General features: G+C 69.7%; 24 protein-coding genes. 12 read left to right on the forward strand and 12 right to left on the reverse strand.

The window, feature by feature from the left end:
- From rpmI to VGB60_RS02950, 5 genes are all read right to left on the reverse strand, one after another.
- On the reverse strand, window positions 1-176 hold a 176-nt coding region (rpmI, locus tag VGB60_RS02930), incomplete at its 3' end, for a 50S ribosomal protein L35 (RefSeq protein WP_331036805.1).
- Between the two features lie 161 nt (window positions 177-337).
- Complete coding sequence (locus VGB60_RS02935; RefSeq protein WP_331036784.1) at window positions 338-2218, reverse strand: S9 family peptidase; 1881 nt, start codon at window positions 2216-2218, stop codon at window positions 338-340.
- A 117-nt stretch (window positions 2219-2335) separates the two neighbouring features.
- Window positions 2336-3634, reverse strand: a complete 1299-nt coding sequence (locus tag VGB60_RS02940; RefSeq protein ID WP_331036785.1) for an MFS transporter — start codon at window positions 3632-3634, stop codon at window positions 2336-2338.
- Window positions 3635-3726: 92 nt separating this feature from the next.
- Window positions 3727-4248 carry a translation initiation factor IF-3 gene (gene infC / locus VGB60_RS02945; protein WP_055827440.1) on the reverse strand — a complete coding sequence of 174 codons (522 nt, stop codon included), beginning with the start codon at window positions 4246-4248 and terminating at the stop codon, window positions 3727-3729.
- A 122-nt stretch (window positions 4249-4370) separates the two neighbouring features.
- Entirely contained in the window at window positions 4371-5321 is a 951-nt protein-coding gene (locus VGB60_RS02950) for a glycosyltransferase family 9 protein (RefSeq protein ID WP_331036786.1), read from the reverse strand.
- A 115-nt stretch (window positions 5322-5436) separates the two neighbouring features.
- On the opposite strand from VGB60_RS02950, the gene VGB60_RS02955 reads away from it, so the two are divergent.
- Both VGB60_RS02955 and VGB60_RS02960 read left to right on the forward strand, forming a co-directional pair.
- Window positions 5437-6180 carry an alpha/beta hydrolase gene (locus VGB60_RS02955; RefSeq protein WP_331036787.1) on the forward strand — a complete coding sequence of 248 codons (744 nt, stop codon included), beginning with the start codon at window positions 5437-5439 and terminating at the stop codon, window positions 6178-6180.
- A 35-nt stretch (window positions 6181-6215) separates the two neighbouring features.
- On the forward strand, window positions 6216-6446 hold the full coding sequence (locus VGB60_RS02960) for a hypothetical protein (RefSeq protein ID WP_331036788.1): 231 nt from the start codon (window positions 6216-6218) through the stop codon (window positions 6444-6446).
- Window positions 6447-6473: 27 nt separating this feature from the next.
- Here VGB60_RS02960 and galU read toward each other — a convergent pair whose 3' ends face one another.
- The gene (galU, locus tag VGB60_RS02965; protein WP_331036789.1) at window positions 6474-7352 is read right to left on the reverse strand and encodes a UTP--glucose-1-phosphate uridylyltransferase GalU; all 879 of its coding nucleotides are present in this window, start codon (window positions 7350-7352) and stop codon (window positions 6474-6476) included.
- 55 nt (window positions 7353-7407) lie between these two features.
- Window positions 7408-9222: a glutamine--fructose-6-phosphate transaminase (isomerizing) gene (gene glmS / locus VGB60_RS02970; protein WP_331036790.1), complete on the reverse strand. Its 1815-nt coding sequence runs from the start codon at window positions 9220-9222 to the stop codon at window positions 7408-7410.
- Between the two features lie 160 nt (window positions 9223-9382).
- On the opposite strand from glmS, the gene glmM reads away from it, so the two are divergent.
- Window positions 9383-10732, forward strand: a complete 1350-nt coding sequence (gene glmM / locus VGB60_RS02975; protein WP_331036791.1) for a phosphoglucosamine mutase — start codon at window positions 9383-9385, stop codon at window positions 10730-10732.
- A gap of 16 nt (window positions 10733-10748) precedes the next feature.
- Entirely contained in the window at window positions 10749-11849 is a 1101-nt protein-coding gene (locus tag VGB60_RS02980; RefSeq protein WP_331036792.1) for a YeiH family protein, read from the forward strand.
- Here the strand turns inward: VGB60_RS02980 and VGB60_RS02985 are convergent.
- A complete protein-coding gene (locus tag VGB60_RS02985) occupies window positions 11828-13162 on the reverse strand; it encodes an FAD/NAD(P)-binding protein (RefSeq protein WP_331036793.1) in 1335 nt (444 codons plus the stop codon). The genes VGB60_RS02980 and VGB60_RS02985 overlap by 22 nt on opposite strands.
- Window positions 13163-13319: 157 nt before the next feature.
- On the opposite strand from VGB60_RS02985, the gene trhA reads away from it, so the two are divergent.
- From trhA to VGB60_RS03000, 3 genes are read left to right on the forward strand one after another with little or no spacing between them, the layout of a single operon-like run.
- Window positions 13320-14039 carry a PAQR family membrane homeostasis protein TrhA gene (gene trhA, locus VGB60_RS02990; RefSeq protein ID WP_331036794.1) on the forward strand — a complete coding sequence of 240 codons (720 nt, stop codon included), beginning with the start codon at window positions 13320-13322 and terminating at the stop codon, window positions 14037-14039.
- Window positions 14040-14096: 57 nt separating this feature from the next.
- Window positions 14097-14693: a polyhydroxyalkanoate synthesis repressor PhaR gene (phaR, locus tag VGB60_RS02995; RefSeq protein WP_331036795.1), complete on the forward strand. Its 597-nt coding sequence runs from the start codon at window positions 14097-14099 to the stop codon at window positions 14691-14693.
- Window position 14694: 1 nt separating this feature from the next.
- On the forward strand, window positions 14695-15045 hold the full coding sequence (locus tag VGB60_RS03000) for a hypothetical protein (RefSeq protein ID WP_331036796.1): 351 nt from the start codon (window positions 14695-14697) through the stop codon (window positions 15043-15045).
- Window positions 15046-15381: 336 nt separating this feature from the next.
- On the opposite strand, the gene VGB60_RS03005 is transcribed toward VGB60_RS03000, so the two are convergent.
- Both VGB60_RS03005 and VGB60_RS03010 read right to left on the reverse strand, forming a co-directional pair.
- A complete protein-coding gene (locus VGB60_RS03005; protein ID WP_331036797.1) occupies window positions 15382-15807 on the reverse strand; it encodes a hypothetical protein in 426 nt (141 codons plus the stop codon).
- Window positions 15808-15904: 97 nt separating this feature from the next.
- Entirely contained in the window at window positions 15905-16633 is a 729-nt protein-coding gene (locus VGB60_RS03010) for a glycosyltransferase family 2 protein (RefSeq protein WP_331036798.1), read from the reverse strand.
- A gap of 80 nt (window positions 16634-16713) precedes the next feature.
- Between VGB60_RS03010 and VGB60_RS03015 the strand changes: the two genes are divergently transcribed.
- Together VGB60_RS03015 and VGB60_RS03020 are read left to right on the forward strand one after the other, a co-directional pair.
- Window positions 16714-18396, forward strand: coding sequence for a glycosyltransferase family 39 protein (locus VGB60_RS03015; protein WP_331036799.1), 1683 nt, complete (start codon window positions 16714-16716; stop codon window positions 18394-18396).
- Window positions 18393-19307, forward strand: a complete 915-nt coding sequence (locus tag VGB60_RS03020) for a hydroxymethylglutaryl-CoA lyase (RefSeq protein WP_331036800.1) — start codon at window positions 18393-18395, stop codon at window positions 19305-19307. The genes VGB60_RS03015 and VGB60_RS03020 overlap by 4 nt, the downstream gene beginning before the upstream one ends.
- On the opposite strand, the gene VGB60_RS03025 is transcribed toward VGB60_RS03020, so the two are convergent.
- Complete coding sequence (locus VGB60_RS03025) at window positions 19279-20199, reverse strand: oxygenase MpaB family protein (RefSeq protein WP_331036801.1); 921 nt, start codon at window positions 20197-20199, stop codon at window positions 19279-19281. The two genes, VGB60_RS03020 and VGB60_RS03025, sit on opposite strands and share 29 nt — an antisense overlap.
- A 140-nt stretch (window positions 20200-20339) precedes the next feature.
- Between VGB60_RS03025 and VGB60_RS03030 the strand changes: the two genes are divergently transcribed.
- The 3 genes from VGB60_RS03030 to VGB60_RS03040 all read left to right on the forward strand — a co-directional run bounded on the left by VGB60_RS03030 (window position 20340) and on the right by VGB60_RS03040 (window position 21691).
- Window positions 20340-20636 (forward strand): hypothetical protein, encoded by a 297-nt coding sequence (locus VGB60_RS03030; RefSeq protein ID WP_331036802.1) that lies wholly within the window; start codon window positions 20340-20342, stop codon window positions 20634-20636.
- Window positions 20637-20681: 45 nt separating this feature from the next.
- Window positions 20682-21236 carry a hypothetical protein gene (locus tag VGB60_RS03035; RefSeq protein ID WP_331036803.1) on the forward strand — a complete coding sequence of 185 codons (555 nt, stop codon included), beginning with the start codon at window positions 20682-20684 and terminating at the stop codon, window positions 21234-21236.
- A gap of 98 nt (window positions 21237-21334) precedes the next feature.
- Window positions 21335-21691, forward strand: coding sequence for a hypothetical protein (locus tag VGB60_RS03040; RefSeq protein WP_331036804.1), 357 nt, complete (start codon window positions 21335-21337; stop codon window positions 21689-21691).
- A gap of 10 nt (window positions 21692-21701) precedes the next feature.
- Here VGB60_RS03040 and VGB60_RS13320 read toward each other — a convergent pair.
- Window positions 21702-21830 (reverse strand): hypothetical protein (locus VGB60_RS13320; protein ID WP_414644457.1); only part of this gene is annotated, 129 nt, incomplete at its 5' end.

A 21830-nucleotide genomic window follows, 5' to 3' on the forward strand; every position in this document is an offset into this window, starting at 1 on the left:
TTGATCTTCTTGGCGTCGGCGTCGGCCATGACCGAGGTGCCGCGGTTCTGGCGGATGTATTTGCTGTTGTGGCTGATCAAGCGGTGACGCTTGCCAGCAACGCCGGCCTTTACCTTGCCAGTAGCCGTGAATTTGAAGCGCTTCTTGGCGCCCGACTTCGTCTTCAGTTTGGGCATTTTCACTCTCTTTTTTGAGTGGGCTAACGCTCTTCGAGCTACTTGAGCCCGAGGATTGGAAACCCTGATGAGAACCGCCCAGGCATGCCTGTTAGCCCGGCGGTTCGGTACGCGAAGGCGCGGCTTCTAGGCCAGGCTAGCCTGGATTGCAAGACGCACGGTCAGCGCGGCGGGTTGTGCTGCTCGAGGAATCGAACCGTTTCGGCCAGCATCCACTGGCGCGTGGCGGCGCGTGACAGCCAGTGATCCTCGCTCGGCAGTTCGACCAGCTCGAACGGCTTGCCCGCTCGGCGCAGGGCGTCGGCGAGAATCCGGCTCTGCTCGAAGGGCACGACGGTGTCGTCCCGCCCGTGCAGCATCATGATAGGCGCGTCGGCGCGGCCGGCCTGGGCGGCTGGCGAGGTCTGGTCCAGATCCCGGTCGCCCAGCCGGTCGGCGCCCATGAAGCGGTTCCAGTAACGGACGACGGGCGAGTCGCGGCGTCCGCCTTGATCCGCCTCCCATTGCACCATTCGCCGCAGGTCGGAGACCCCCGAGACCGCGACCGCGCAGCGATAGACGCCGGGGTCCAGCGTCGGGCCCGCCATGGCCGCGTAGCCGCCGTAGCTGGCGCCGACCACGCACACCCGCGCCGGGTCGATGATTCCTTCCGAAGCCAGCCAGCGCACGCCGTCCGACAGATCGGTCTGCATCTTGCGGCCCCACTCGCCATAGCCGGCTTCGAGGTGGGCTGTGCCCAGCCCATCCGAGCCTCGGAAGTTGGGTTGCAGCACGGCGTAGCCGCGCGACGCCATGGCCTGGGCCCACCAGTCGAAGCCCATATAGTCTCGCGAGGCGGGCCCGCCGTGGGGGAAGACGACCAGCGGCAGCCCCTTGGGATCCGCCACGCCCGGCGGCAGGGTCAGATAACCCGGAATGCGCATGCCGTCGGCCGCTTGATAGCTGACCGACCGGATTTCGCCCACGCGGGCGCCAGTGATGGCCGGATAGGCCTCGCCGACGATCTCCGCCGTGCGGCGGTCCAGATCCACGAGCTGATAGGTGCCCGCGTCTCCGGCGCCCTGGGTGAAGACGACGATCTGGCGCATGTCGTCGGACCATGACCTGAGGCTGACCTGGTTGCCGCGGAACGCCGTCTGCACCGCGCGCCACGCACGATCGGCCTGGGGATCAAGGAACTGCCAGGTCACCCGGTCGTCGTCGCCGACTGTCTGGGCGCCGATCAGCAGCTTGGTCTTGGGGTGGTGGATCAGACTGGTCGGCCGGCCTTCGAACGGCAGATCCGAAATCGCACCGGTCGCCAGATCGAGGGCGTAGAAGCCTTCCTCGCGACCGTCGATCCGGCCGCTCAGGACCACGCTGCCCGCCGTCTGCCCAAAGCCGCCGAGTCCGGGCGTGTCGATCTTGGCGTCCGTCCGCCACATCGTGCGCCAGAAGCCGGAGCGGCGGGCCTGAACCTCGTAGGTGTCGCCGTCATAGGTGACGCGGGCGACAGGTTCTCCGTTCTCATCCAGAAGAGACGGCGGGCCCTTGCGGTCGGGATCGACGAACTCCTCGCCGACGCCGGTCGACAGATTGATGGTGAACAGCCCGGCGCCCTCGCGGCCCTGCCCGGTCACGATCAGCGAGGGCTCGCCGTCGATCGTGCGCACGATCGGGGAGCCGAAGACCTTGGCGAAGACTCCCGGCGTGTGGTTGAGGGCGAGCGACACGCGCCGGGTCGGGATCTCGTAGACCGAGGCGTCGGCCAGTTCCGATCGCCGCAGACCGATGGAGGCTCCGACCTGGGTGGCGGTGCTGTAGATATAGACATGGTCTTCGCCGACCCAGCCGATGTCCCGCACCTTGACCGCGCCGGCGCGGACGCCGCCGATCAGGCTCATGTCGTTCAGATCGTTGATGACCAGGGCGCGTTCCTCGCCCACCACCGTCACATAGGCCAGACGGTCGCCGCTGGGCGAGACCTCGACCAGCTCATGGGCCGGAAGGGCCCCGTAGGCGTCCAGCGGCGCGACGTCCTGCGCATGCGCCGCGCCGGCCATCAAAATGGCGCCCGCCGCGCCAAGCGCGCAAGCTGCGTATCGGAATGTCATAGTGTGTCGTCCCCGCCTCAGGCCGGTCACATTAGGGGGCACAGCGCGGCCGGGGCAAGCGCGGCCTTACTCAGCGGGCGCGGGAACGAGGTCCGCCTGCCGTCTTCGGAAGGCCCGCCCGGCGTTGACGGCCATGACGGCGGCCGGGACCGTCAGCGCGGCGCCGATCAGGAACGGCCAGTCATGGCCGACGACAGAGAACAGGGCGCCGGCGGCGATCGGGCCGAAGATGCGCGCGCTGGAGCTAGCCGCCATGTTCAGGCCCAGCATGGCGCCCTGCCGGTCGGCGTCGACGGAGCGCGAGATCAGGGCCGAGATGTTGGGCATGGTGACCGCCATGCCGAAGGCTCCGCCGGCCATCACCACGGGCACCAGCAGATCGCCGTTCAGGACAACGGATCGGCCGAAGACCGCGAGGGTCCACTGGGCGTCCGGGGGCATCAGGCGACCCACCACGACCTGCCCGATCAGGCCCGCTCCGAAGATCAGGCAGCCGACGGCCAGCACCCTCGCCTCCCCGAAGCGGCGGGCGAGGCGACCGGCGAGGAAACCCTGGCAGACCGTCGAAACGATGCCGACGGCCATGAAGCTGAGCCCCACCTCGCGCGCGCCCCAGCCGTAACGCGCCTCGGTCCAGAAGCCGAAGGTGGACTCCATCCCCGAGAAACCGGCCATATAGATCAGCGTCACCAGCAAAACCCGCGACACCACCGGATTGGCGACCGCGTCGTGAACGCCGCTGAGGAAGGCGGGGCGGGCGGCGGCGGGCGCGGCCCGGACGCGGCTCTCCTTCAGCAGCACGGCGATGCCGCCGGTCGCGAGGGCGCAAAGACCGGCCGCCACGAAGATGGGCAGCTGGTACCCCAGGGTTCCGAGGTCCTCGCGCGTCAGCAGTCCGCCCAACGCCGGCCCGACGATGAAGCCGAGGCCGAAGGCGGCCCCGATCAGCCCCATCCGGCCCGCGCGCAGCTCTGGCGGGGTGACGTCGGCGACGTAGCCCTGGACCGTCGAAATGTTGCCCGCGCCCAGGCCGGTGAACAGGCGGATGGCGATGGCCAGCCAGATGTTCGGCGCGAAGGCCAGCATCAGATAGCCGATGGCGTTGGCGGCGACGGTGATCAGCAGGACCGGCTTGCGTCCGATGCGGTCCGACAGGCGGCCCCAGAACGGCTCGGCGAAGAACTGACCCAGGGAATAGGCCGAGAACATCAGCGCCACCTGCCACGGCGGCGCGTCCAGCGTCTGGCCGTAGAAGGGCAGCAGGGGGATGACGATGCCGAACCCCACCAGATTGATGAAGACGACGCCGAACAGGACAAACAGCGCGGATCGCGAGGCGGTCGGGGCGGCGCCGGTCTGGGTCATGAGCGGACCTTATCCGGGGACGGGGCCGGCACAAACGAAAACGCCCAGGCCGATCCCGGCCGGGGCGTTGCTGAATGCGAACTTCGTGGGGCCTACTTCGGCGCCAAAATCATGATCATCTGGCGGCCTTCCATACGCGGCGCGTACTCGACCTTGGCGATCTCGTCGAAATCGGCCTGCACCTTGTTGAGCAGCTTCATGCCCAGTTCGGGGTGGGCCATCTCGCGGCCGCGGAAGCGCAGCGTCACCTTGACCTTGTCGCCCTCGTCGAAGAAGCGGTGCATGGCCTTGGCCTTCACCTCGTAATCATGGACGTCGATGTTGGGGCGGAGCTTGATCTCTTTCAGCTCGACGACCTTCTGGCGCTTGCGGGCCTCGGCCTTCTTCTTCTGCTCCTGGAAGCGGAATTTGCCGTAGTCGAGAATCTTGCAGACCGGCGGTTCGGACGTCGAGACGATCTGAACCAGATCCATGCCGGCCTCTTCGGCGGCTTCCAGCGCGGCGGACGTCGGCATGACGCCTTGCTTCTCGCCGTTCTGGTCGATCAGCAGAACCCGCGGCGCGCGGATGTCCTGGTTCATGGGAGGCCCGTCCTTGACGGGCGGCTGGTTCATCGGACGGCGAATGAGCGTCGGTTCCTTGCGTGGATGAGAGACGAATTCTGACAGGTCGGAGCGCGCGACCGTTCGCCGCGTTCCCCTCCAGCGGTCCTATATGACCGGGAACGCCCGCTTCTTCAAGGTTTCGCGGGCTCGACGAAGGCGGCGTGCAGCGCCAGCACCGCCTCGAACACATGCCGCGTGGTCAGGGCCTCGATGGGCGCGAACTGGCCCCGGGTCTCGTTGGAGGCCACGGTGCGGGTGCGCGGGCCCCAGGGACCATACAGCCACCATTCCGTCGGACCGAACAGGCCGAGCGTCGGCCGGCCGGCGGCGGCGGCCACGTGCATCAGGCCGGAGTCGTTGCCGACGAACAGGTCAGCCCGGTCGATCGCCGCCGCCGAGGCGAGGATGTCGCCCTTGCCGACGAAATCGATCCCGCGCGGCCCGGCGGCGGCAAGAGCCGGCGCGGCCGGCGGGTGATCGCCGGGCCCGCCGACCAACATGACGCGCCAGCCGGCGAAGCGGGCGTCGCCCTTCAGCATCTCGACCAGCTCGCCCCAGCGTTCGGCGGGCCAGCTCTTGCCCGGCTGGTGCGCGATGGGGGCGAGGGCGATGATCGGCCCCGGCGCGGAGGCCAGTTGCGGGTCGATCACGGCGGCGGCCTCGGCCCGGGCCTGGTCGTCGAAGAATATCTCCGGGTCCAACGGGGTTTCCGAGCCCATCAGGCGCGAGACCATCTCGACCTTCCGCACGCCGGTCTCCCAGGAGCGGTTGTAGATCACCCGCCGTTTCGCGGGCAGCAGATAGCCGAGCGCCGAGCCGCGGATGTCGATGACGAGGTCCCAGCGCGCGCCGACCGTCTGCTTCCAGAGGCCGAACCAGTGTCCGGCGAACTTCTGCTTGTCGAGCACGATGACCCGCTCGACGCCGGGTGCGGCGCGGAACAGCGGCGCCGGAGGCCGTCCGCACGCGACGGTGATCCGCGCGCCGGGCAGCTGCCGGGCGATCTCGCGGATCACGCCGGAGGAGATGACGCAGTCGCCGATGCGGTTGGAGGTGACGAACAGCACCTTGGGCTCGGACACGGGCTTCTCTCTGGCGTCGCCCCGGACAGGCCGGATCGCGCGATGTGCTCGACCTGCGCTCCCAAGGTCAAGGCCGAGGGATGACGCGCGGCGGAAGCGGGAGCAAAAGGCATGGATGGCAGACGACATCGAGACCCTGACCCGACCCGACGGCGAACGGCTCGCCGTCAGGCGCGTGGAAGGTCACGGGCCCACGGTGCTGTGGATCGGCGGCTTCCGTTCGGACATGGAGGGCGCCAAGGCGCTGGCGCTCGACGCCGCGGCGCGGGAGCGCGGCTGGTCCTACGTCCGCTACGACCATTTCGCCCACGGTCGTTCAAGCGGAGACTGGCGCGGGGCCACGATCGGCCGCTGGCGCGAGGACGCCGTCGCCCTGATCGACAGCCTCGAGGGTCCGGTGCTTCCCGTCGGTTCCTCGATGGGCGGGTGGATCGCCCTGCTGGCGGCCGAGGCGCGGCCCGAGCGGATGGAGGGGCTGGTGCTGGTCAACCCGGCCCACGACTTCACCGAACGGCTGATGTGGTCCGGACTGGCCGACCATGAACGGGAGGCGATCCTCCGCGACGGCGAGATCATGGTCACCGAGCCCGGCCTGGGTGAGTACGCCCTGACCCGGGCGATGTTCGAGGAAGCGCGGCGCTGGCTGCTGCTCGACCGTCCGCTGACGCTCGCGACGCCGGTTCACATCCTTCAGGGGCGGGCCGACGAGGTCGTGCCATGGCGGCATGCGGCGGCGCTGGCCGAACATGTCGGGAAGGCCGGCGTGCGGCTGGAGCTCATAGAGGACGGCGACCACCGTCTGTCCCGCCCTACCGATCTGGAGCGGCTGGTCGGCGCTGTTGAACGGATGCGCGGCTGAGCGCTTAAGTGGGGACGCACAGCAAGGAGTTTCCCATGCGCATCCTGACCCTAGCGGCCCCCGCCGCGCTCATCCTGGCTCTCTCGGCCTGCGGTCCGACGATGGGTCCGCGCGCCGGCTCCTATCAATCGGAACTGGATCGTCTGACCGAGGACTGCCGTCAGCGCGGCGGCATCCTGGCGCCGACCGGACAGCAGTCGGGACGGCCGCAGAACGACAACGTGTGCCGCATCACCGGCCAGCCGTCCTCTCGCATAAGCCGCTGACGCCAGCCCGGGCGAGTAAAGCCGGGCCTAGAGCAGGGAAGCGATCGCCGCCCGCGCCGCCTCGCCCAGGTCTGGTCGCTTGAGCGCCAGGGCGACATTGGCCCGCAGCAGGCCGATCTTGTCGCCGCAGTCGTGGGTGACGCCTTCGTATTCGACCGCGGTGAAGGTCTGATCCTTCATCAGCCGGGCCATCCCGTCGGTCAGCTGGATCTCGCCCCCGGCGCCGCGCGGCTGATTCTCGAGGATGGCGAAGATTTCCGGCTGCAGGATGTAGCGGCCGGCGATGGAGAGGTTGGACGGCGCCTCGCCTCGCGGAGGTTTTTCGACCATCCCCTTCATGCGGATGCGGCGGCCGTCGCGGCTTTCCGGGTCGACGACGCCGTATTTGTGCGTCTCGGTCTCCGGCACGGCCTCGACGCCGATGACGTTGCCGCCCACCTCCGAATAGGCGTCGACCAGCTGTTTGAGGGCGCCGGGCTGGCTGTCCACAATGACGTCCGGCAGCAGGACCGCGAACGGCTCGTCGCCGATGATGTCGCGGGCGCACCAGACGGCGTGGCCGAGGCCGAGCGGCTGCATCTGGCGGGTGAAGCTCATCTCGCCCGGCGTGGCGAGCTCGGACATCATGGCGTCGAGGATGTCCGTCTTGCCCTTGGCGGCGAGCTGGGCCTCCAGTTCGACGTGGTGGTCAAAATAGTCCTCGATGGCGCCCTTAGAGCGGCCGGTGACGAAGACGATGTGCTCGATGCCCGCCTCGCGCGCCTCCTCGACGATGTAGCTGAGGATCGGCCGATCGACGACGTTCAGCAGCTCCTTCGGCGTCGTCTTGGTGCCGGGCAGGACGCGGGTGCCCAGGCCGGCGACGGGAAGGACGGCTTTGCGGAGGCGGCGGCTCTGAGCGGTCATGCGGGATCCTGAACAGCGGTTTGGGACAGGCTAACGCATCCAGAGCCGGAAGCGATCACTCGACGGTGACGGACTTGGCCAGATTGCGCGGCTGGTCGACGTCGGTGCCCTTCTGGACGGCGGTGTAATAGGCCAACAGCTGGACCGGTATCGCGTAGACAAGAGGCGCGATCAGCGAGTGGCACTCGGGCGCGTCGACCCGGCGGATGCCGGCGCCGTGAGGATCGGGCGCCGAGGCCGGGGCGATCATGATGACGGGGCCCCCGCGCGCGGCGACCTCCTGAAGGTTGGAGGCGGTCTTCTCGAACACCTCGTCCATCGGGGCCAGGGCCACGATCGGGGTGAGTTCGTCGACCAGGGCGATCGGCCCGTGCTTGAGCTCGCCGGCGGCGTAGCCCTCGGCGTGGATGTAGCTGATCTCCTTCAGCTTCAGCGCGCCTTCCATGGCCAGCGGGAACATCGCGCCGCGGCCCAGGAACAGCACGTCGGTGGCCTTGGCGATGTCGTGGGCGACGGCCTTGAGGTCTTCGCCCATCATCATGGCCTCGGCGATCAGCCGCGGCGCCTCGAACAGGGCCTTGACCAGTTCGGCCTCGCGCGCCGCGTCGATGCGGCCGCGCTGAACGCCCGCGGCGACGGCGAGCGCCAGCAGGGCCGCGACCTGAGCGGTGAAGGCCTTGGTCGAGGCGACGCCGATCTCCGGACCTGCGTGAGTCGGCCACAGGTGACCGGCCTCGCGCGCCATCGACGACGAATGCACATTGACGAGGGCGGCCGTCTTCAAGCCCGCGGCCTTGCACCACGACAGGCTGGCCAGGGTGTCGGCGGTCTCGCCCGACTGGCTGACGGCGACGGCCAGGGTGCCAGGCGTCAGCGCCGGCTGGCGGTAGCGGAACTCGGACGCGATCTCGACGTCGCACGGCAGGCCGGCGAGCTTCTCGAAGGCGTAGCGGCCGATCTGGCCGGCGTAGAAGGCGGTGCCGCAGGCGACGATCTGGATGCGGTCGACGGCGGCGAAGTCGGCGGAGTCGGTCTTGGCCTTGCCGTTCACGAAGTCGAGGTAGTGGGACAAGGTGTGCTGGACGCTGTCCGGCTGCTCATGAATCTCCTTCTCCATGAAGTGCCGGTACTCGCCCTTCTCGACGAGGGCCGAGGAGGCGGAGACCTGCACGATGGGTCGTTCGACGGCGGCGCCGGTGCTGTCGAACATCCGGGCGCCGTTGCGGTCAACGCCGACGTAGTCGCCCTCTTCCAGATAGCTGATCCTCTGGGTGAAGGGGCCGACCGCCAGGGCGTCCGAGCCGAGGTACATCTCGCCCTCGCCCCAGCCGACGACCAGCGGGCTGCCGCGCCGAGCGCCCATGATCAGCCCCTCCTCGCCCTCGACCAGGACGGCCAGGGCGTAGGCGCCGGTCAGCCGATCCAGCACGGTCTTGAACGCCACCATGGGGTCGTTCGCGCGGCCCAGCTCCCGGTCCAGCAGGTGGGCGATCACCTCGGTGTCGGTCTGGCTTTCGAACTGGGCGCCCTCCAACGCGAGTTCGGCCTTCAGCTCCGCGAAATTCTCGATGATGCCGTTGTGGACCAGCACCACGCGTCCGGCCTTGTGCGGGTGGGCGTTGGCGGTGGTCGGGGCGCCGTGGGTGGCCCAGCGGGTGTGGCCAATGCCGACCGTGGCGTTCAGCGGCTCAGCTAGGAGGACGGCTTCGAGCTCGCGGATCTTTCCCTTGGCCCGGCGGCGTTCGATGCGTCCGTCCACCAGCGCGGCGACGCCGGCGGAATCATAGCCCCGGTATTCCAGCCGCTTCAGGCTGTCGATCAGGCGGGGAACCGCCGGTCCGCTGCCGGTGACGCCGATGATTCCGCACATGTACTGGTCCCTCAGATGGCGCGCCCTGCTTTGCGCACGGCGAACGAACGGGCTAAGCCGTGGCCGTTCTCCGGCGACGGTTTAGGCGCCGGGGCCGGGGATTTGCACCTAAAAAGCGGTTTCGCAAGATTTCTGCGACCGCGGCGAGAGGACAGTAGGCGTGGGCGAGAGACGTTATTTCGGCACCGACGGCATTCGCGGACGCGCCAACAGCCATCCGATGACGCCGGAGGTCGCGCTGCGCGTCGGCCTCGCCGCCGGACGACTGTTCATGTCGTCGGACGACCGCCGCCACGTCGCCGTCATCGGCAAGGACACCCGGCTGTCCGGATACATGATCGAGCCGGCGCTGGTGGCGGGGTTCGCGTCGGCGGGCATGGACGTTCTGACCTTCGGCCCGCTGCCGACGCCGGGCGTGGCGATGATGACGCGGTCGATGCGCGCCGACATCGGGGTGATGATCTCGGCCTCGCACAACGCCTTCCTCGACAACGGCATCAAGCTGTTCGGGCCGGACGGCTACAAGCTGTCGGACGCGGTCGAACTGAAGATCGAGTCGATGATGGACCAGAGGCTCGACGAGGGTCTGGCCGCGCCGGACCGGTTGGGCCGGGTCAAGCGCATCGACGACAGCCAGGCCCGCTACATCGAGATCGCCAAGGCCAGCTTCCCCAAGAAGCTGAGCCTGCAGGGCCTGCGGATCGCCGTCGATTGCGCCAACGGCGCCGGCTACAAGGTCGCGCCGACGACCCTGTATGAACTCGGCGCCGAGGTCTTTCCGGTCGGGGTAGAGCCCAACGGCCTGAACATCAACGCCAACTGCGGCTCGACCTACCCCCAGACGCTGGCCAAGGCGGTCCGCACCCACGGCGCCCACATCGGGATCGCGCTGGACGGCGACGCCGACCGGGTCATCATCTGCGACGAGAAGGGTCAGGTCGTGGACGGCGACCAGATCATGGCCATGGTGGCGCTGGACTGGGCTCGCCGCGGCCTGCTGGTCGGCGGCGGGGTCGTTGCGACGGTCATGTCGAATCTCGGCCTCGAGCGGGCGTTGAACGCGGCCGGGCTGACGCTGGAGCGGACCCAGGTCGGAGACCGCTACGTCATGGAGCGGATGCGCGCCGGCGGCTTCAACCTCGGCGGCGAGCAATCGGGCCACATCATCCTGCACGACCACGCCACCACTGGCGACGGCCTGCTGTCCGCCCTGCAGGTGCTGGCGGTTCTGGTCGAGAGCGGGCGTCCGATGAGCGAGCTGGCGCGCCAGTTCGACACCGTGCCGCAGATTCTCGAGAACGTCCGCTTCACCTCGGGCAAGCCGCTGCAGGACGCCGGGGTCAAGGCCGCCATCGCCGACGCGGAGGGCCGGCTGTCGGGTCAGGGCCGTCTGCTGGTCCGGCCCTCGGGCACCGAAAAGCTGATCCGGGTCATGGCCGAGGGCGACGACGCCGCGCTGGTGCGGGCGGTGGTCGACGACGTGGTCGCGGCCGTGAAGGCCGCCGGCTAGCGGAAGGCGGCGCGGGATGGCGCCCCGCCGCCGTTCGGAGCAGGCTGAGCCGATGATTCCCGCCCGCCAGCCGGCGGCCGCTCACCCGACGGGACCAGCGGCGGCCCTGTCCCTGATCCCCGGCTTCGCCCTGTGCGTGGCCGTGACCCTTACGGCTTGGCTGGCCCAGTCGTTCGAGCTGCGGCTGCTTGATCGGGCGTGGGTTGAGACGCTGGTGCTGGCGATCCTGATCGGCGCCGCGATCCGCTCGATCTGGACCCCGCCGGCGATCATGCGTCCCGGCGTCGAGTTCACCGCCCGCACCCTGCTGGAGGTCGCGATCGTTCTTCTGGGCGGCTCGGTCAGCGCCGCAACGGTCATGGCGATCGGTCCCGGTCTTCTGCTGGGCACGGCGCTGGTCGTCGCGGCGGCGATCGGGGTCAGCTACGCCCTCGGACGCCTCTTCCGGCTGCCGCGGCGGATGGCGGTGCTGATCGCCTGCGGCAACGCCATCTGCGGCAACTCCGCCATCGCCGCCGTCGCGCCCGTGATCGACGCCGAGGCCGACGACGTCTCGGCCGCCATCGCCTTTACGGCCGTGCTGGGCGTCGCGGTGGTCCTGCTGCTGCCGCTGCTCGGCATTCTGCTGGGCATGGAACCGGTGCGGTACGGGGTGCTCGCGGGCCTGACCGTCTATGCCGTGCCGCAGGTGCTGGCGGCGACCGTCCCGATGGGCGCGGCGGCGGTGCAATCCGGAACCCTGATCAAGCTGGTGCGGGTGCTGATGCTGGGACCCGTGTGCCTGGCCCTGTCCGTGGTGATGGCGCGACGGCGCGAGGCCGCGGGCGGAGCGGCGGTGCGGCGGGCCCCGCTGCGCCAACTGGTCCCGTGGTTCATCGTCGGATTCCTGCTGATGATGGCGGCCCGCTCGCTCGGCCTGATCCCGGCGGCCGCCCTGCCTATCATGGCCGACACGGCGATGGTGCTGACGGTGCTGTCGATGGCGGCCCTGGGCCTTGGAGCCGACGCTCGGGCGCTGGTGCGCTCGGGGCCGCGCATCGCCGGGACGGTCGTGCTGTCCCTGCTGGCCCTGGTCGGGCTGGCGCTGGGCCTGATCTACCTGCTGGCGCTCATCTGATGGGTCAGAACGGCCGTGAGCCGCTCGATGCGGCCGCGGATGTCGGGCACGGCGGTGGTCTCCCAGAAGGCCGCGTAGGCTGGCGGTCCCAGAACGAACAGCGCGGGATCGGGGGAGCCGTCGGCGCGGATCGTCCGCCCGTCCTCATCAAGATCTAGTCCCAGCCCCAGCGGCTCCAGCCGCGCCCGTCCGACGGAGACCAGAGCGGCGGTCAGCGGCGCATGGAGCGGGGCGTGGCCCGGCCCCGTGCAGTCGATGGCCCGCGCCGCCGTCGTCTCGATGCGATCCGCGCTCCCCGCGGGACGCCAGGTGACGGTGACGCTGCTCGGCATGGCGGCGACGTCCTCGATCCGGCCGGCCATGACCGTCAAGCGTCCGGCGTCCTCCATCCGCGTCAGCACCTCGGCGACCGAGGGGGCGATGCGGTGCCGGTGGACGTCCCACCAAGCCCGCAGATGCCGGAGGAAGCGGGCCCGCGTCTGAATGTCAGCGTCGCGCCAGAGGTCGGCGGTCCGAGGACGCAGCCCTTCCATCACCGCGCGCCAGCCGGCGTGGCGGCTCAGCCGCCGGAATTCGGACAGCCGCCGGGACAGGGGTCCGGCGCACAGGGCGGCGGTCGGGGTCAGGGGCGACACGTGGCCCGCCGCGTGCGACCGGGGTCGCAGCCCCCGACGCGAGATGACCGTCGCGCGCCCGCGCCAGCCCTGGCTGTCCAGCCACAGCGCCGTGTCCGCCATCGTCAGGCCGCTGCCGAGAATGATCAGGTCGTCGTCCCGAGCGACCTGCTCCAGCGCGTCCGCCGACCACGGGTCCGAGATCAGCCGGCTCTGGCCCTCCTGACCCGCTACGCGCGGGGCCGGGTTGCCGGTGGCGATCACGACAGCGTCGGCGGCAAGGCTGCGTCCGTCGGCCAGACGCACCGCGTCGGCCGTGACCTCGACGGCCTCGCCCGTGATCCACTCGATGCGACCCGGCCAGGCGTGCTCCACCCCCGCCAGCCGGTCCCGCAGATGATCCCCGTAGATGCGCCGGGGCAAGAAGGCGTCGGGATCGGCGTGGTCGGGATGGCGCTCAACGAGCCAGTGCAGGAAGCCGTCCGGCCGCCCCTCCACCGCGCCCATGCGGTCGGCGCGGACGTTGAGCAGATGGCCGTCGAACGGCGTGGAATAGGCGACACCGACCCCGAACCGGCCGCTGCGGTCGATCACGGTCGAGGCCAGCCCCGCTTCCGCTAGTCGGGCCGCCAGCATGGCGCCGGAGAAGCCGCCGCCGACGATCACTACGCGGGCAGGGCCGGACGCCTCAGTCGTCATGCGGGGCTTTCGTTTCGCCTCCGCGAAGAGGCCGATCGTTGCGGTTTTGCCGCATCATCCCGCTTTTGTCGCGCGGAACGACCGCGTTCAGCCAATCGTCATCGCCGGCGCCCATGCTGCACGGGAACGAAAAAAGAGCGGGAGGCTTGATGGGGCCATGCTCAAGCGACTGAAAAGAGTGTTCGTCAAGGTCTGCGAGCCGGACGAACTGGACATGGCCGAGCATTACCGCTCGCCCGCCGAACAGACGGCCGATCTGATCGTCCACGTCGTCGGCCTGACGCTCGCCGCGGTCGGCGGGATCGTGCTGGCGGTGATGGCGGCGCTCTACGTCGGCATGGGCGCGGTGGCCGCGACGGCCACCTATGCGATCTGCCTGATCGTCATGCTGACGGTCTCGACCATCTACAATCAGACGCGGCCCTGCAGGGCCCGGCCGATCCTGCGGCGCATGGACGAGGCGGCCATATTCCTGATGATCGCGGGCAGCTACACCCCCTTCACCACCCAGCGGTTCGAAGGCGGCTGGGCGGTCGGCTTCACGGTTCTGGTCTGGAGCGTCGCCCTGATCGGCGTGGCGACCAAACTGGTCGCGCCGCGCATCTCCGACGCCTTCTGGAGCGCGGTATACGCCCTGTTCGGCTGGCTGGCCGTGATCGCGCTGAAGCCGATGATCGAGACGGTGCACCCCATCGCCGTCGGTCTGCTGGTGTTGGGCGGCCTGATCTACACCGCCGGCGTGTTCGTCTTCATCAGCCCCCAGGTGAAGTTCCGCCGCGCGATCTGGCATGGGTTCGTGGTCACCGGCGCGACCGTGCACTGGGCGGCGGTGCTGGTCGGCGTGGTTCTGGCCCCGGCCGCCATCGGCGTCGGCTAGACACGGCCCACCGCGGCGCAGCATAGTGCCCCCGGGTAAACAGGAACGGGGACGCGCGTGGCCGACAAAAAGGCAGGAGCCGGCGAAACCGTCGTCATCAAGAAATACGCCAACCGCCGCCTCTACAACACGGCGACCTCGGCTTATGTGACGCTGGAAGACCTCGCGAAAATGGTCCGCGAGGGGACGGAATTCGTCGTCTACGACGCCAAGACCAACGACGACCTGACGCGCCAGATTCTGACCCAGATCATCTTCGAGGAAGAGAGCCGGGGCGAGGCCCTGCTGCCGGTCCAGTTCCTGCGCCAGCTGATCGGCTTCTACGGCGGCCAGATGCAGGGCGTCCTGCCGGGCTATCTGGAGATGTCGCTGGACAACTTCAGCCGCCAGCAGGAGCAGATCCGCAGCCAGTTCTCCAAAGCCTTCGGCGCCGCGCCGGGCGCGGGGCTGATGGACGAGGCGGTCAAGCGCAACATGGTCCTGTTCAGCGAGGCGATGAAGATGTGGCCGGGCCTCAGCGCCATGACGCCGCCCTCGCCCGCCGCCGAGCCGAAGGCGGCGCCGGCGGATCCGCTGGACGAGATGCGCCGCCAGATGGACGAGATGCGCAGCCAGCTCGACAAGCTGTCGAAGACGCCCGGCAAGGCCGGCTGAGATGACGGACGGCGTCCGACCCGTCGGTCCGGTCCAGCGCCGGGACGAGCGCCGCGCGGCCGAACGCCGGGCCGCCGAGCGCCGGGTTGCGGCCCAGTCGCGGGCGCTGACCCTCACGACGGCCGTGGACGACCCTGCCGAGGCCCCGGCAAGACCTGCCCCTACTCCGACGTCCGAAGGCTCGGCCGCCGCTTTCGCCGCCCAGATGCTGGGGCAGTCGGGACAGCGGCGCGGCATCAAGGGCGGCCCGCCGGTGCTGGACGCCGCGCGCTCGACCTATCTGGGCGCCGAGCATTCGGGCGCCGCCGAGCGCCGTCCGCTGCCGGGGAAGGCGCGCGATACAGACGTCTGAGAACGGCACGGTCCTTGCTGAGGCAGGGGGGTCAATCCTCGCTCCGGACGCCATGCCATGCTGGCCATCATCACCCGAACCGTCGACATCGCCGTCGTGGCCCTGATCTTCGTCGGCCTGTCCTGAGCGGGCTCGGGCGGCTGAGCCTCCGGGCAGCGATCGGCGGGTCACCCGCTATTTGGCCCCGTCATCCTCGGGCTTGTCCCGACGACCCATCGTTCCGAGGCCCGCCCACGAGCTCCCTATGATGCCGTCGTTGAGCCTGCGGAGCCTTGCAATTCGGATTGACGGAGACATGGGTCCTCGGGACAGGCCGAGGATGACGGGAGTGGGAGCCTAGCTTCCGCCGCCGCCGAAGTCGAAGTCCTTGCGGGCCGCCACGATGGTCACGATGAAGCCGGCCAGCACGTCCAGCATGACCATCGTCACGATCAGGAAGAAGGTCGAGGTGGCGAAGCCCCGCAGCAGCAGGAACTCGACCAGACAGACGACGAACAGGATCATCGACAGGGCGTGATTGACGATCGCCACCTTCTGGCTGGACGTCGACTTCAGCAGTTCGAAGAACAACAGGATCAGGGCGAGGAACAGGATCAGGTCGGCGATGGCGACGTCCCACGTCGCCCCCGAGGCCATGGGAATGCTGAACAGAACGTCGTGCAGGCCGCCGTCGGCCGTCACGCCCGTGCCGACCACGCCCGTCAGCACCACGATGTTGTACAAGATCACCGGGATCACGAGCAGCGGAATGGCGATCAGCATGGCGGGCTCCCGGGCCGACGGCGTAGTCCCACGGCCACGCTTGTCCCGTCCTGCATACCCCGCTTCGCCCCGCCCGGCCATGCCGCTGCCCCCGCCTTCAGAATTCGGTGACCGCGCCCGGACGGCGCGACCGCGTCTTCAGCCACATCACGCCGAGCAGGTCGGACAGGGAGGCCAGCAGCCGTCCCCAGTTGGTGTATTTCGACCGCCCCGTCTCACGATGCCGGTGGGCGACGTCGAGATAGCGGTTCTCGTACCCCTCGCGGATCATCAGCGCCGGCAGGTAGCGGTGGATGTGATCGAAATAGGGAAGCCGCAGGAAGACGTCGCGGCGGAAGGCCTTGAGCCCGCAGCCGGTGTCGTCGGCGTCGTCGCCCAGCAGCTTCCTGCGGATTCGGTTGGCCCAGATCGAGGCCTGCCGCTTGGCCTCCGAGTCCTGCCGCTTCGCGCGGCGGCCGCCGACGAGGGCGACGGTGGAGGGCGACTCCGCCAGCAGGTCGGCGAGCGCCGGCGCGTCGGCGGGCGGGTTCTGACCGTCGCCGTCGAGGGTGACGATGATCGGCGCGCGCGCGGCCAGCACCCCGGTGCGGACGGCGCGGCTCTGTCCCGCGTTGGCGCCGTGGCTCAGCACCCGCAGCGCCGGCAGCTCGGGCATCAGCGCCCGCAGCTCGGCCAGGGTGCCGTCGCGCGAGGCGTCGTCGACGAAGACCATCTCGTAGGAGCGGCCCTCGAAGGCGGCGGCGATCTCGCGCGCCAGCGGCCCGGCGGCGCCCTGCTCGTCATGCACGGGGACGACGACGGAGATGTCGGGAACGGCTTCGCTCATATCCGTCCTCTAGCGGGTTTCGCGGAAGGGCGGGAGGGCGGGCGTATTGCGGGCGCGAAGGCCGTGTTAGGAAGCTGGGCATGAGCCGACCCGACCTTGACCGTTACATCGCCGGCTGGCGCGGACCCCTGCTGGCTGGGCTGGTGGCGCTGCTCGCGGGCCTGCCGGTGCTGATGTTGCTGCCGCCGCTCGACCGCGACGAGAGCCGCTACGCCCAGGCCACGTCGCAGATGCTGGAAAGCGGCGACTACATCGACATCCGCTTCCAGGACGACCCGCGCTGGAAGAAGCCGGTCGGCATCTACTGGATGCAGGCGGTCGCGGTGGCCGTGACGTCCGATGTCGAGAACCGAGACATAGCCCCCTATCGCCTGCCGTCCCTGTTCGGCGCGATCCTCGCGGCCATGGCCTGCGCCTGGGCGGGGACGGCGATGTTCGGGCGGCGGGCCGGCTTCCTCGCCGGGGCGATCATGGGGGCCAGCTTCCTGCTGTCGACCGAGGCCGGCATCGCCAAGACCGACGCCATGCTGTGCGGCGCCGTGACCCTGGCCATGGCGGGACTGGCCCGAATCTATCTGGCGGCGCGGGCGGGCGAGGCGCCGCGGCGGCCGTGGAAGCTGGCCTTCTGGTTCGGTCTGGGCCTGTCGATCCTGATCAAGGGGCCGATCGGTCTGATCGTGATCGCGCCGGCCATGCTGGCCCTGTCGGTCTGGGACCGCGACATCAAGTGGCTCAGGCGGCTGGGCTGGGGCTGGGGCCTTCCGCTGGTGGCCCTGATCGTAGGCCCGTGGGCCATCGCCATCACCATCGCCACCGACGGCGCCTTCTGGCGGGAAGCCATCATGGGCGACCTCGCGCCCAAGGTGGCGGGCGGCGACGAGGGCCACGGCGTGCCGCCGGGCCTGTACCTGCTGATCGCGCCGATCCTGTTCTTCCCGGCGACGCTGGTTCTGCCCGCGGCGGTCTCGGCCGCCTGGCATCGGCGCGCCGAGCCCGCGATTCGCTTCCTCGTCTGCTGGCTGGTTCCGGCCTGGCTGATCTTCGAGCTGACCCCGACCAAGCTGGCGCACTACACCCTGCCCACCTTCGGCGCCTTGGCGCTGCTGGCGGCGGCGGCCCTGATGCACCCGATCGGCAAGGGTTCTCGCTACGCCGGCGTCGGCCTGACCCTGTTCGTGGGCGGGTTCCTGGCGGTTGGATCGGTCTGGCTGCTGACCGAGTACGGGCGCTCGACGGCCCAGACCTGGGCCACCCTGACCATCGTCTTCGCCATCCTCGCCAGCCTGATCGGCGCCTTCCTGATGCTGCACCGGGCCGCGGTGACGGCGGTGCTCGCCTCGCTGGCGCTGGGGATCGTGGCCCACGGGGCGCTGGCCGGCACCCTGCGGCAGCTGCGGCCCCTGTCGGTCGCGCCGCAGCTGCAGAAGGCCCTGGAGCAGGCCGACCTGCATCCGCGTCAGGGACGGCCCGGACCGGTGGCGATCACAAGCTTCCACGAGCCCAGCTTCGTCTTCCTGACCGGCCGGGACACCGAGCTGACCGACGCGGCCGGCGCCGCGCGGGCGCTGGCCGAGGGCCGCCCGGCGATCGTCGAGGAGGGCGACGCCGACGCCTTCCGCATGGCCGCCGCCGAGCTCGGCGTCAGTGGGCGGGCTGTCGGGCTGGTCGAGGGGCACAACTATTCGCAGGGCGACGACGTCAGCCTGACCCTCTACGCGCCGCCGGGATCGTCCCTAGCGCCGCAGCCCGAGGCCGCCCGATGAGCCGCCCGATCACCATCGTCGAGGTCGGTCCCCGCGACGGCCTGCAGAACGAGAAGGCGGTGCTGGAGCCGGCCGTTCGCGTCGAGCTGATCCAGCGGCTCGAGGCGGCCGGCGCCCGGCGGATCGAGGCGGTCAGCTTCGTCCATCCGAAATACGTGCCGCAGATGGCCGGAGCGGAAGAGGTCATGGCGGCCCTGCCGTCCACCCGCGGCCGCAGCCGGATCGGTCTGGTCCTGAACGGCAAGGGCTACGACCGTGCCCTCGGCACGGCGGTGGACGAGGTCAACGTGGCCATGTCGGCGACCGACGGTTTCGGATCGAAGAACCAGGGCATGGGCGTCGACCAGCAGGTCTCCATGCTGTCGGACATCATGACCGGGCGCGCCAATTCGGAAGGCGGCGCCGGCGCCGGGCCGTCGCTGTCAGCCACCCTGTCCTGCGTCTGGGGCTGCCCCTTCGACGGCGAGGTGTCGGTGGACCAGGTCGCCGATCTGGTCGGCCGGATCGCAGAACTGGGTGTGCAGGAAATCGCCCTGGCCGACACCATCGGCGCCGGCGATCCGTGGAGCGTCACGAGGAAGATCAAGGCCGCCCGCCGCGCCGCGCCTGAGGCGACCCTGCGCCTGCATTTCCACGACACCCGCAACACCGGACTGGCCAACGCCCACGCCGGCGTCGAGGCGGGGGTGGACGTGCTGGACGCCTCCGTCGGCGGCATCGGCGGCTGCCCGTTCGCTCCGGGCGCGACCGGCAACATCGCCACCGAGGACCTGGTCTATATGCTGGAGCGGGCCGGGTTCCAGACTGGCTATGACCTCGACGCCCTGATCGGAACCGCTCGCTGGATCGGCGAGAAGATCGGCCGCCCGACGCCGAGCGCGCTCAGCCGGGCGGGGGGCTGGCCTCGCTAGAGCCCTTCTCGCGTCCTGCGAAGGCCCAGCGAACCGTCTCGGCCATGCCGAAGGTCCCCGCTCGCACGAGCGGCCGAGCCAGCAGCGGAGCCGGCAGGCCGTGCATCCGCCGCGCCCAGGGCGGCAGCAGATCCACGCCGGCCTGCATCAACAGGCCCTGCATTGGGTGGGTGGCGGCGGCTCCGGTCCGCTGGTCCAGCACCAGCCGGGCCACTTCGCGGGTGCGGTCGTCCACGGCCAGCTCGGTCCGCATGTCGGCGATCAGCCGCTGGGCCGCCTGCCGATCGCGCGGGACGGGATCGGCCCCTAACGCTTCGCCGACCTGCGCCATCTCGGCGAAATAGCGGTCGCGGTCGGCGGCGGACATGCCGGGTTCGGCATAGCGGACCCACCCCTCCAGAAAACTGACCGCGCCGGTGACGTGGACCCAAGCCAGGGAGGCGGAATCGTTGGCGGCGTAAGCTCGGCCGTCAGGCAGCAGCCCCGTGACCCGGTCGTGGATGCGACGCACCCGATCGATGGCCGCCGCGGCCTCCTCTCGCCCGCCGAAGGTGGTGACGGCGACGAAGCGCGCGGTGCGCCTGAGCCGGCCGTGCATGTCGGCGCGGAAGTTCGAGTGGTCCCACACCCCGGCCAACACGGCCGGATGGAGCATCTGCAGCAGCAGGCTGGAAGCGCCGCCGACCAGCATCCCGGTCACGTCCCCATGCACCCGCCACGCCACCGAGCCCGCGCCGAACAGGCCGTCCGGCCGCCGGACCACAGGCCGTTCGCCGCGCTCTGGATCGTTGAACAGCCGCACCACACGTCCGGCGATGGCGTCGCGGACCGGCCGCGACAGCCGGTCAGGCAGGCGTTCGGACCTCAGCGGCGGGCGGACCGGGCGGTTCATGGGCATGGAACACCGGAGCGCCGCCCCGGCTCCGGACCCCGGCGCAGAAACCCGCTTTTCAGCGACTGCTCACAGTTTGCTCATGCCCTTCAGGGGCGTTCGCCGCATGGTCTGGTCGTCGAGTGCGACGGAGAGAGCCGGTGAACGTAAGCAATGAAGACCTGAACGAACTCTGGAAGATCCTGCGGATGCTGGGCTGGAGCGCGGTGACGCTGATCATGCTCGCGCCCGCGGTCGCCATGCAGTTCACATCAGAGGTCAACTGGACCGCCAGCGACTTCATCTTCGCCGGGGTGCTGCTGATCGGCGGCGGCGCGCTCATCGAGTTGGTCGCCTGGCGGGTGAAGAACCCGGTGATCCGGATCGGCTTCTCGCTATTCGTCATCGCTGTCGTCGGCCTGGTCTGGGTCGAGGCGGCGGTGGGCATTTTCCACTAGGGGCGCGGGCGCCATGCGACACTCATCAATGAACGGGACGGGACCATGACGACGGAGAAGGACGCGCGGCTGACGCGCATGTTGAGGGCGGTCGTCTGGGGCGGGGCGGTGTTCGCCTTCCTCGTGCCCGTCGTGGCCAAGCTGACGCTGGCTATTCCGTGGACGACGTTCGACTTCATAGCCTGGGCGGTGATGCTGCTGGTCGCGGCCGGCGTGTGCGAGATCGCGCTGCGGCTGTCCGGGCGGCTCGCCTATCGGGCGGGGGTGATCGTGGCGGTGGGGACCGGTTTCCTGATCACCTGGTCGAACCTCGCCGTCGGCATCATCGGCGACGAGAACAACCCGCTGAACCAGATCTTCTTCGGAGTCATCGCCATCGCCGTGGTCGGCTCGGTCATGGCGCGGTTTCGGGCCAGGGGGATGGCGGTAGCCATGGCGGTGACGGCGGTCGCCCAGTTCGCCACAGGCTTCGTCGCCCTGATGGACGAGCAGATCGTGTTCGGCATCGTCACGGTGTTCGCGCTCGGCTGGCTGTTGGCGGCCGGCCTGTTTCGGGAGGCGGCGCGGGCGGAGGCGGAAACCGCGAAGGCCCAGGCCTGATCCCCGGGGGCCCCGCCATCCATTTTGATGATGACGCGGAACGTTGTTCGGTTAAGGCTTCCCGCCGCGGTCACAGAGTCCGCTGGGGGAGCTGAAACATGAAAACCATCTCACGATGCGCGATGGCGCTGACGTTGGCGGCGGCCGTCGCCGGCTGTTCGTCCGACATGGTGACGGGCGGGCCGCTGATCCGGCCCGGCGAGCCGCAGGGAACGATCCGGGTGGAGAACGCCACGAGCGGCCAGCTGCACGCCGTGCTGATCTCCACCTGCAGCGCCTCGACCTACGGCCTGAACCGGCTGCCGTCGGGAATGGCGATCCCGCCGGGGGGATTCTACAATTTCACCGTTTCGGCCGGATGCTGGGACGTGTCCGGCGGCACGCTGGGGGTCGGCGACGCCCGCGGCCGGATCCAGGTCGGCCCGGGCGGAACGAGCTCAATCCGGATTTTCTGAGACCGCGAACCTACAGGTTCAGCAGCGCCGGGTCGCCGCCCTGGGCGGAGATGTTGTTGCTGATGGCTTTTTCGGCGGCGTAGCGGATCAGGCTGTACGGGCCGCCGGCCTTGGGGCCGGTGCCGGACAAGCCCTCGCC

Origin of the sequence: Brevundimonas sp. (genome assembly GCF_036399195.1) — a bacterium.
In the GTDB taxonomy this organism is placed as follows: Bacteria; Pseudomonadota; Alphaproteobacteria; order Caulobacterales; family Caulobacteraceae; genus Brevundimonas.

Coding starts and splice junctions, on each gene's coding strand:
- infC (WP_055827440.1), bottom strand. CDS start 4,248: ATGAACCAGCCGCCCGTCAAGGACGGGCCTCCCATGAACCAGGACATC.
- VGB60_RS03015 (WP_331036799.1), top strand. CDS start 16,714: ATGAGCCGACCCGACCTTGACCGTTACATCGCCGGCTGGCGCGGACCC.
- VGB60_RS03035 (WP_331036803.1), top strand. CDS start 20,682: ATGACGACGGAGAAGGACGCGCGGCTGACGCGCATGTTGAGGGCGGTC.
- trhA (WP_331036794.1), top strand. CDS start 13,320: ATGCTCAAGCGACTGAAAAGAGTGTTCGTCAAGGTCTGCGAGCCGGAC.
- VGB60_RS03000 (WP_331036796.1), top strand. CDS start 14,695: ATGACGGACGGCGTCCGACCCGTCGGTCCGGTCCAGCGCCGGGACGAG.
- VGB60_RS02935 (WP_331036784.1), bottom strand. CDS start 2,218: ATGGCCGGCGCGGCGCATGCGCAGGACGTCGCGCCGCTGGACGCCTAC.
- VGB60_RS02980 (WP_331036792.1), top strand. CDS start 10,749: ATGGCGCCCCGCCGCCGTTCGGAGCAGGCTGAGCCGATGATTCCCGCC.
- VGB60_RS03005 (WP_331036797.1), bottom strand. CDS start 15,807: ATGCTGATCGCCATTCCGCTGCTCGTGATCCCGGTGATCTTGTACAAC.
- VGB60_RS02960 (WP_331036788.1), top strand. CDS start 6,216: ATGCGCATCCTGACCCTAGCGGCCCCCGCCGCGCTCATCCTGGCTCTC.
- VGB60_RS02940 (WP_331036785.1), bottom strand. CDS start 3,634: ATGACCCAGACCGGCGCCGCCCCGACCGCCTCGCGATCCGCGCTGTTT.
- VGB60_RS03020 (WP_331036800.1), top strand. CDS start 18,393: ATGAGCCGCCCGATCACCATCGTCGAGGTCGGTCCCCGCGACGGCCTG.
- galU (WP_331036789.1), bottom strand. CDS start 7,352: ATGACCGCTCAGAGCCGCCGCCTCCGCAAAGCCGTCCTTCCCGTCGCC.
- VGB60_RS03025 (WP_331036801.1), bottom strand. CDS start 20,199: ATGAACCGCCCGGTCCGCCCGCCGCTGAGGTCCGAACGCCTGCCTGAC.
- VGB60_RS02955 (WP_331036787.1), top strand. CDS start 5,437: ATGGCAGACGACATCGAGACCCTGACCCGACCCGACGGCGAACGGCTC.
- VGB60_RS02985 (WP_331036793.1), bottom strand. CDS start 13,162: ATGACGACTGAGGCGTCCGGCCCTGCCCGCGTAGTGATCGTCGGCGGC.
- VGB60_RS03010 (WP_331036798.1), bottom strand. CDS start 16,633: ATGAGCGAAGCCGTTCCCGACATCTCCGTCGTCGTCCCCGTGCATGAC.
- VGB60_RS03040 (WP_331036804.1), top strand. CDS start 21,335: ATGAAAACCATCTCACGATGCGCGATGGCGCTGACGTTGGCGGCGGCC.
- glmS (WP_331036790.1), bottom strand. CDS start 9,222: ATGTGCGGAATCATCGGCGTCACCGGCAGCGGACCGGCGGTTCCCCGC.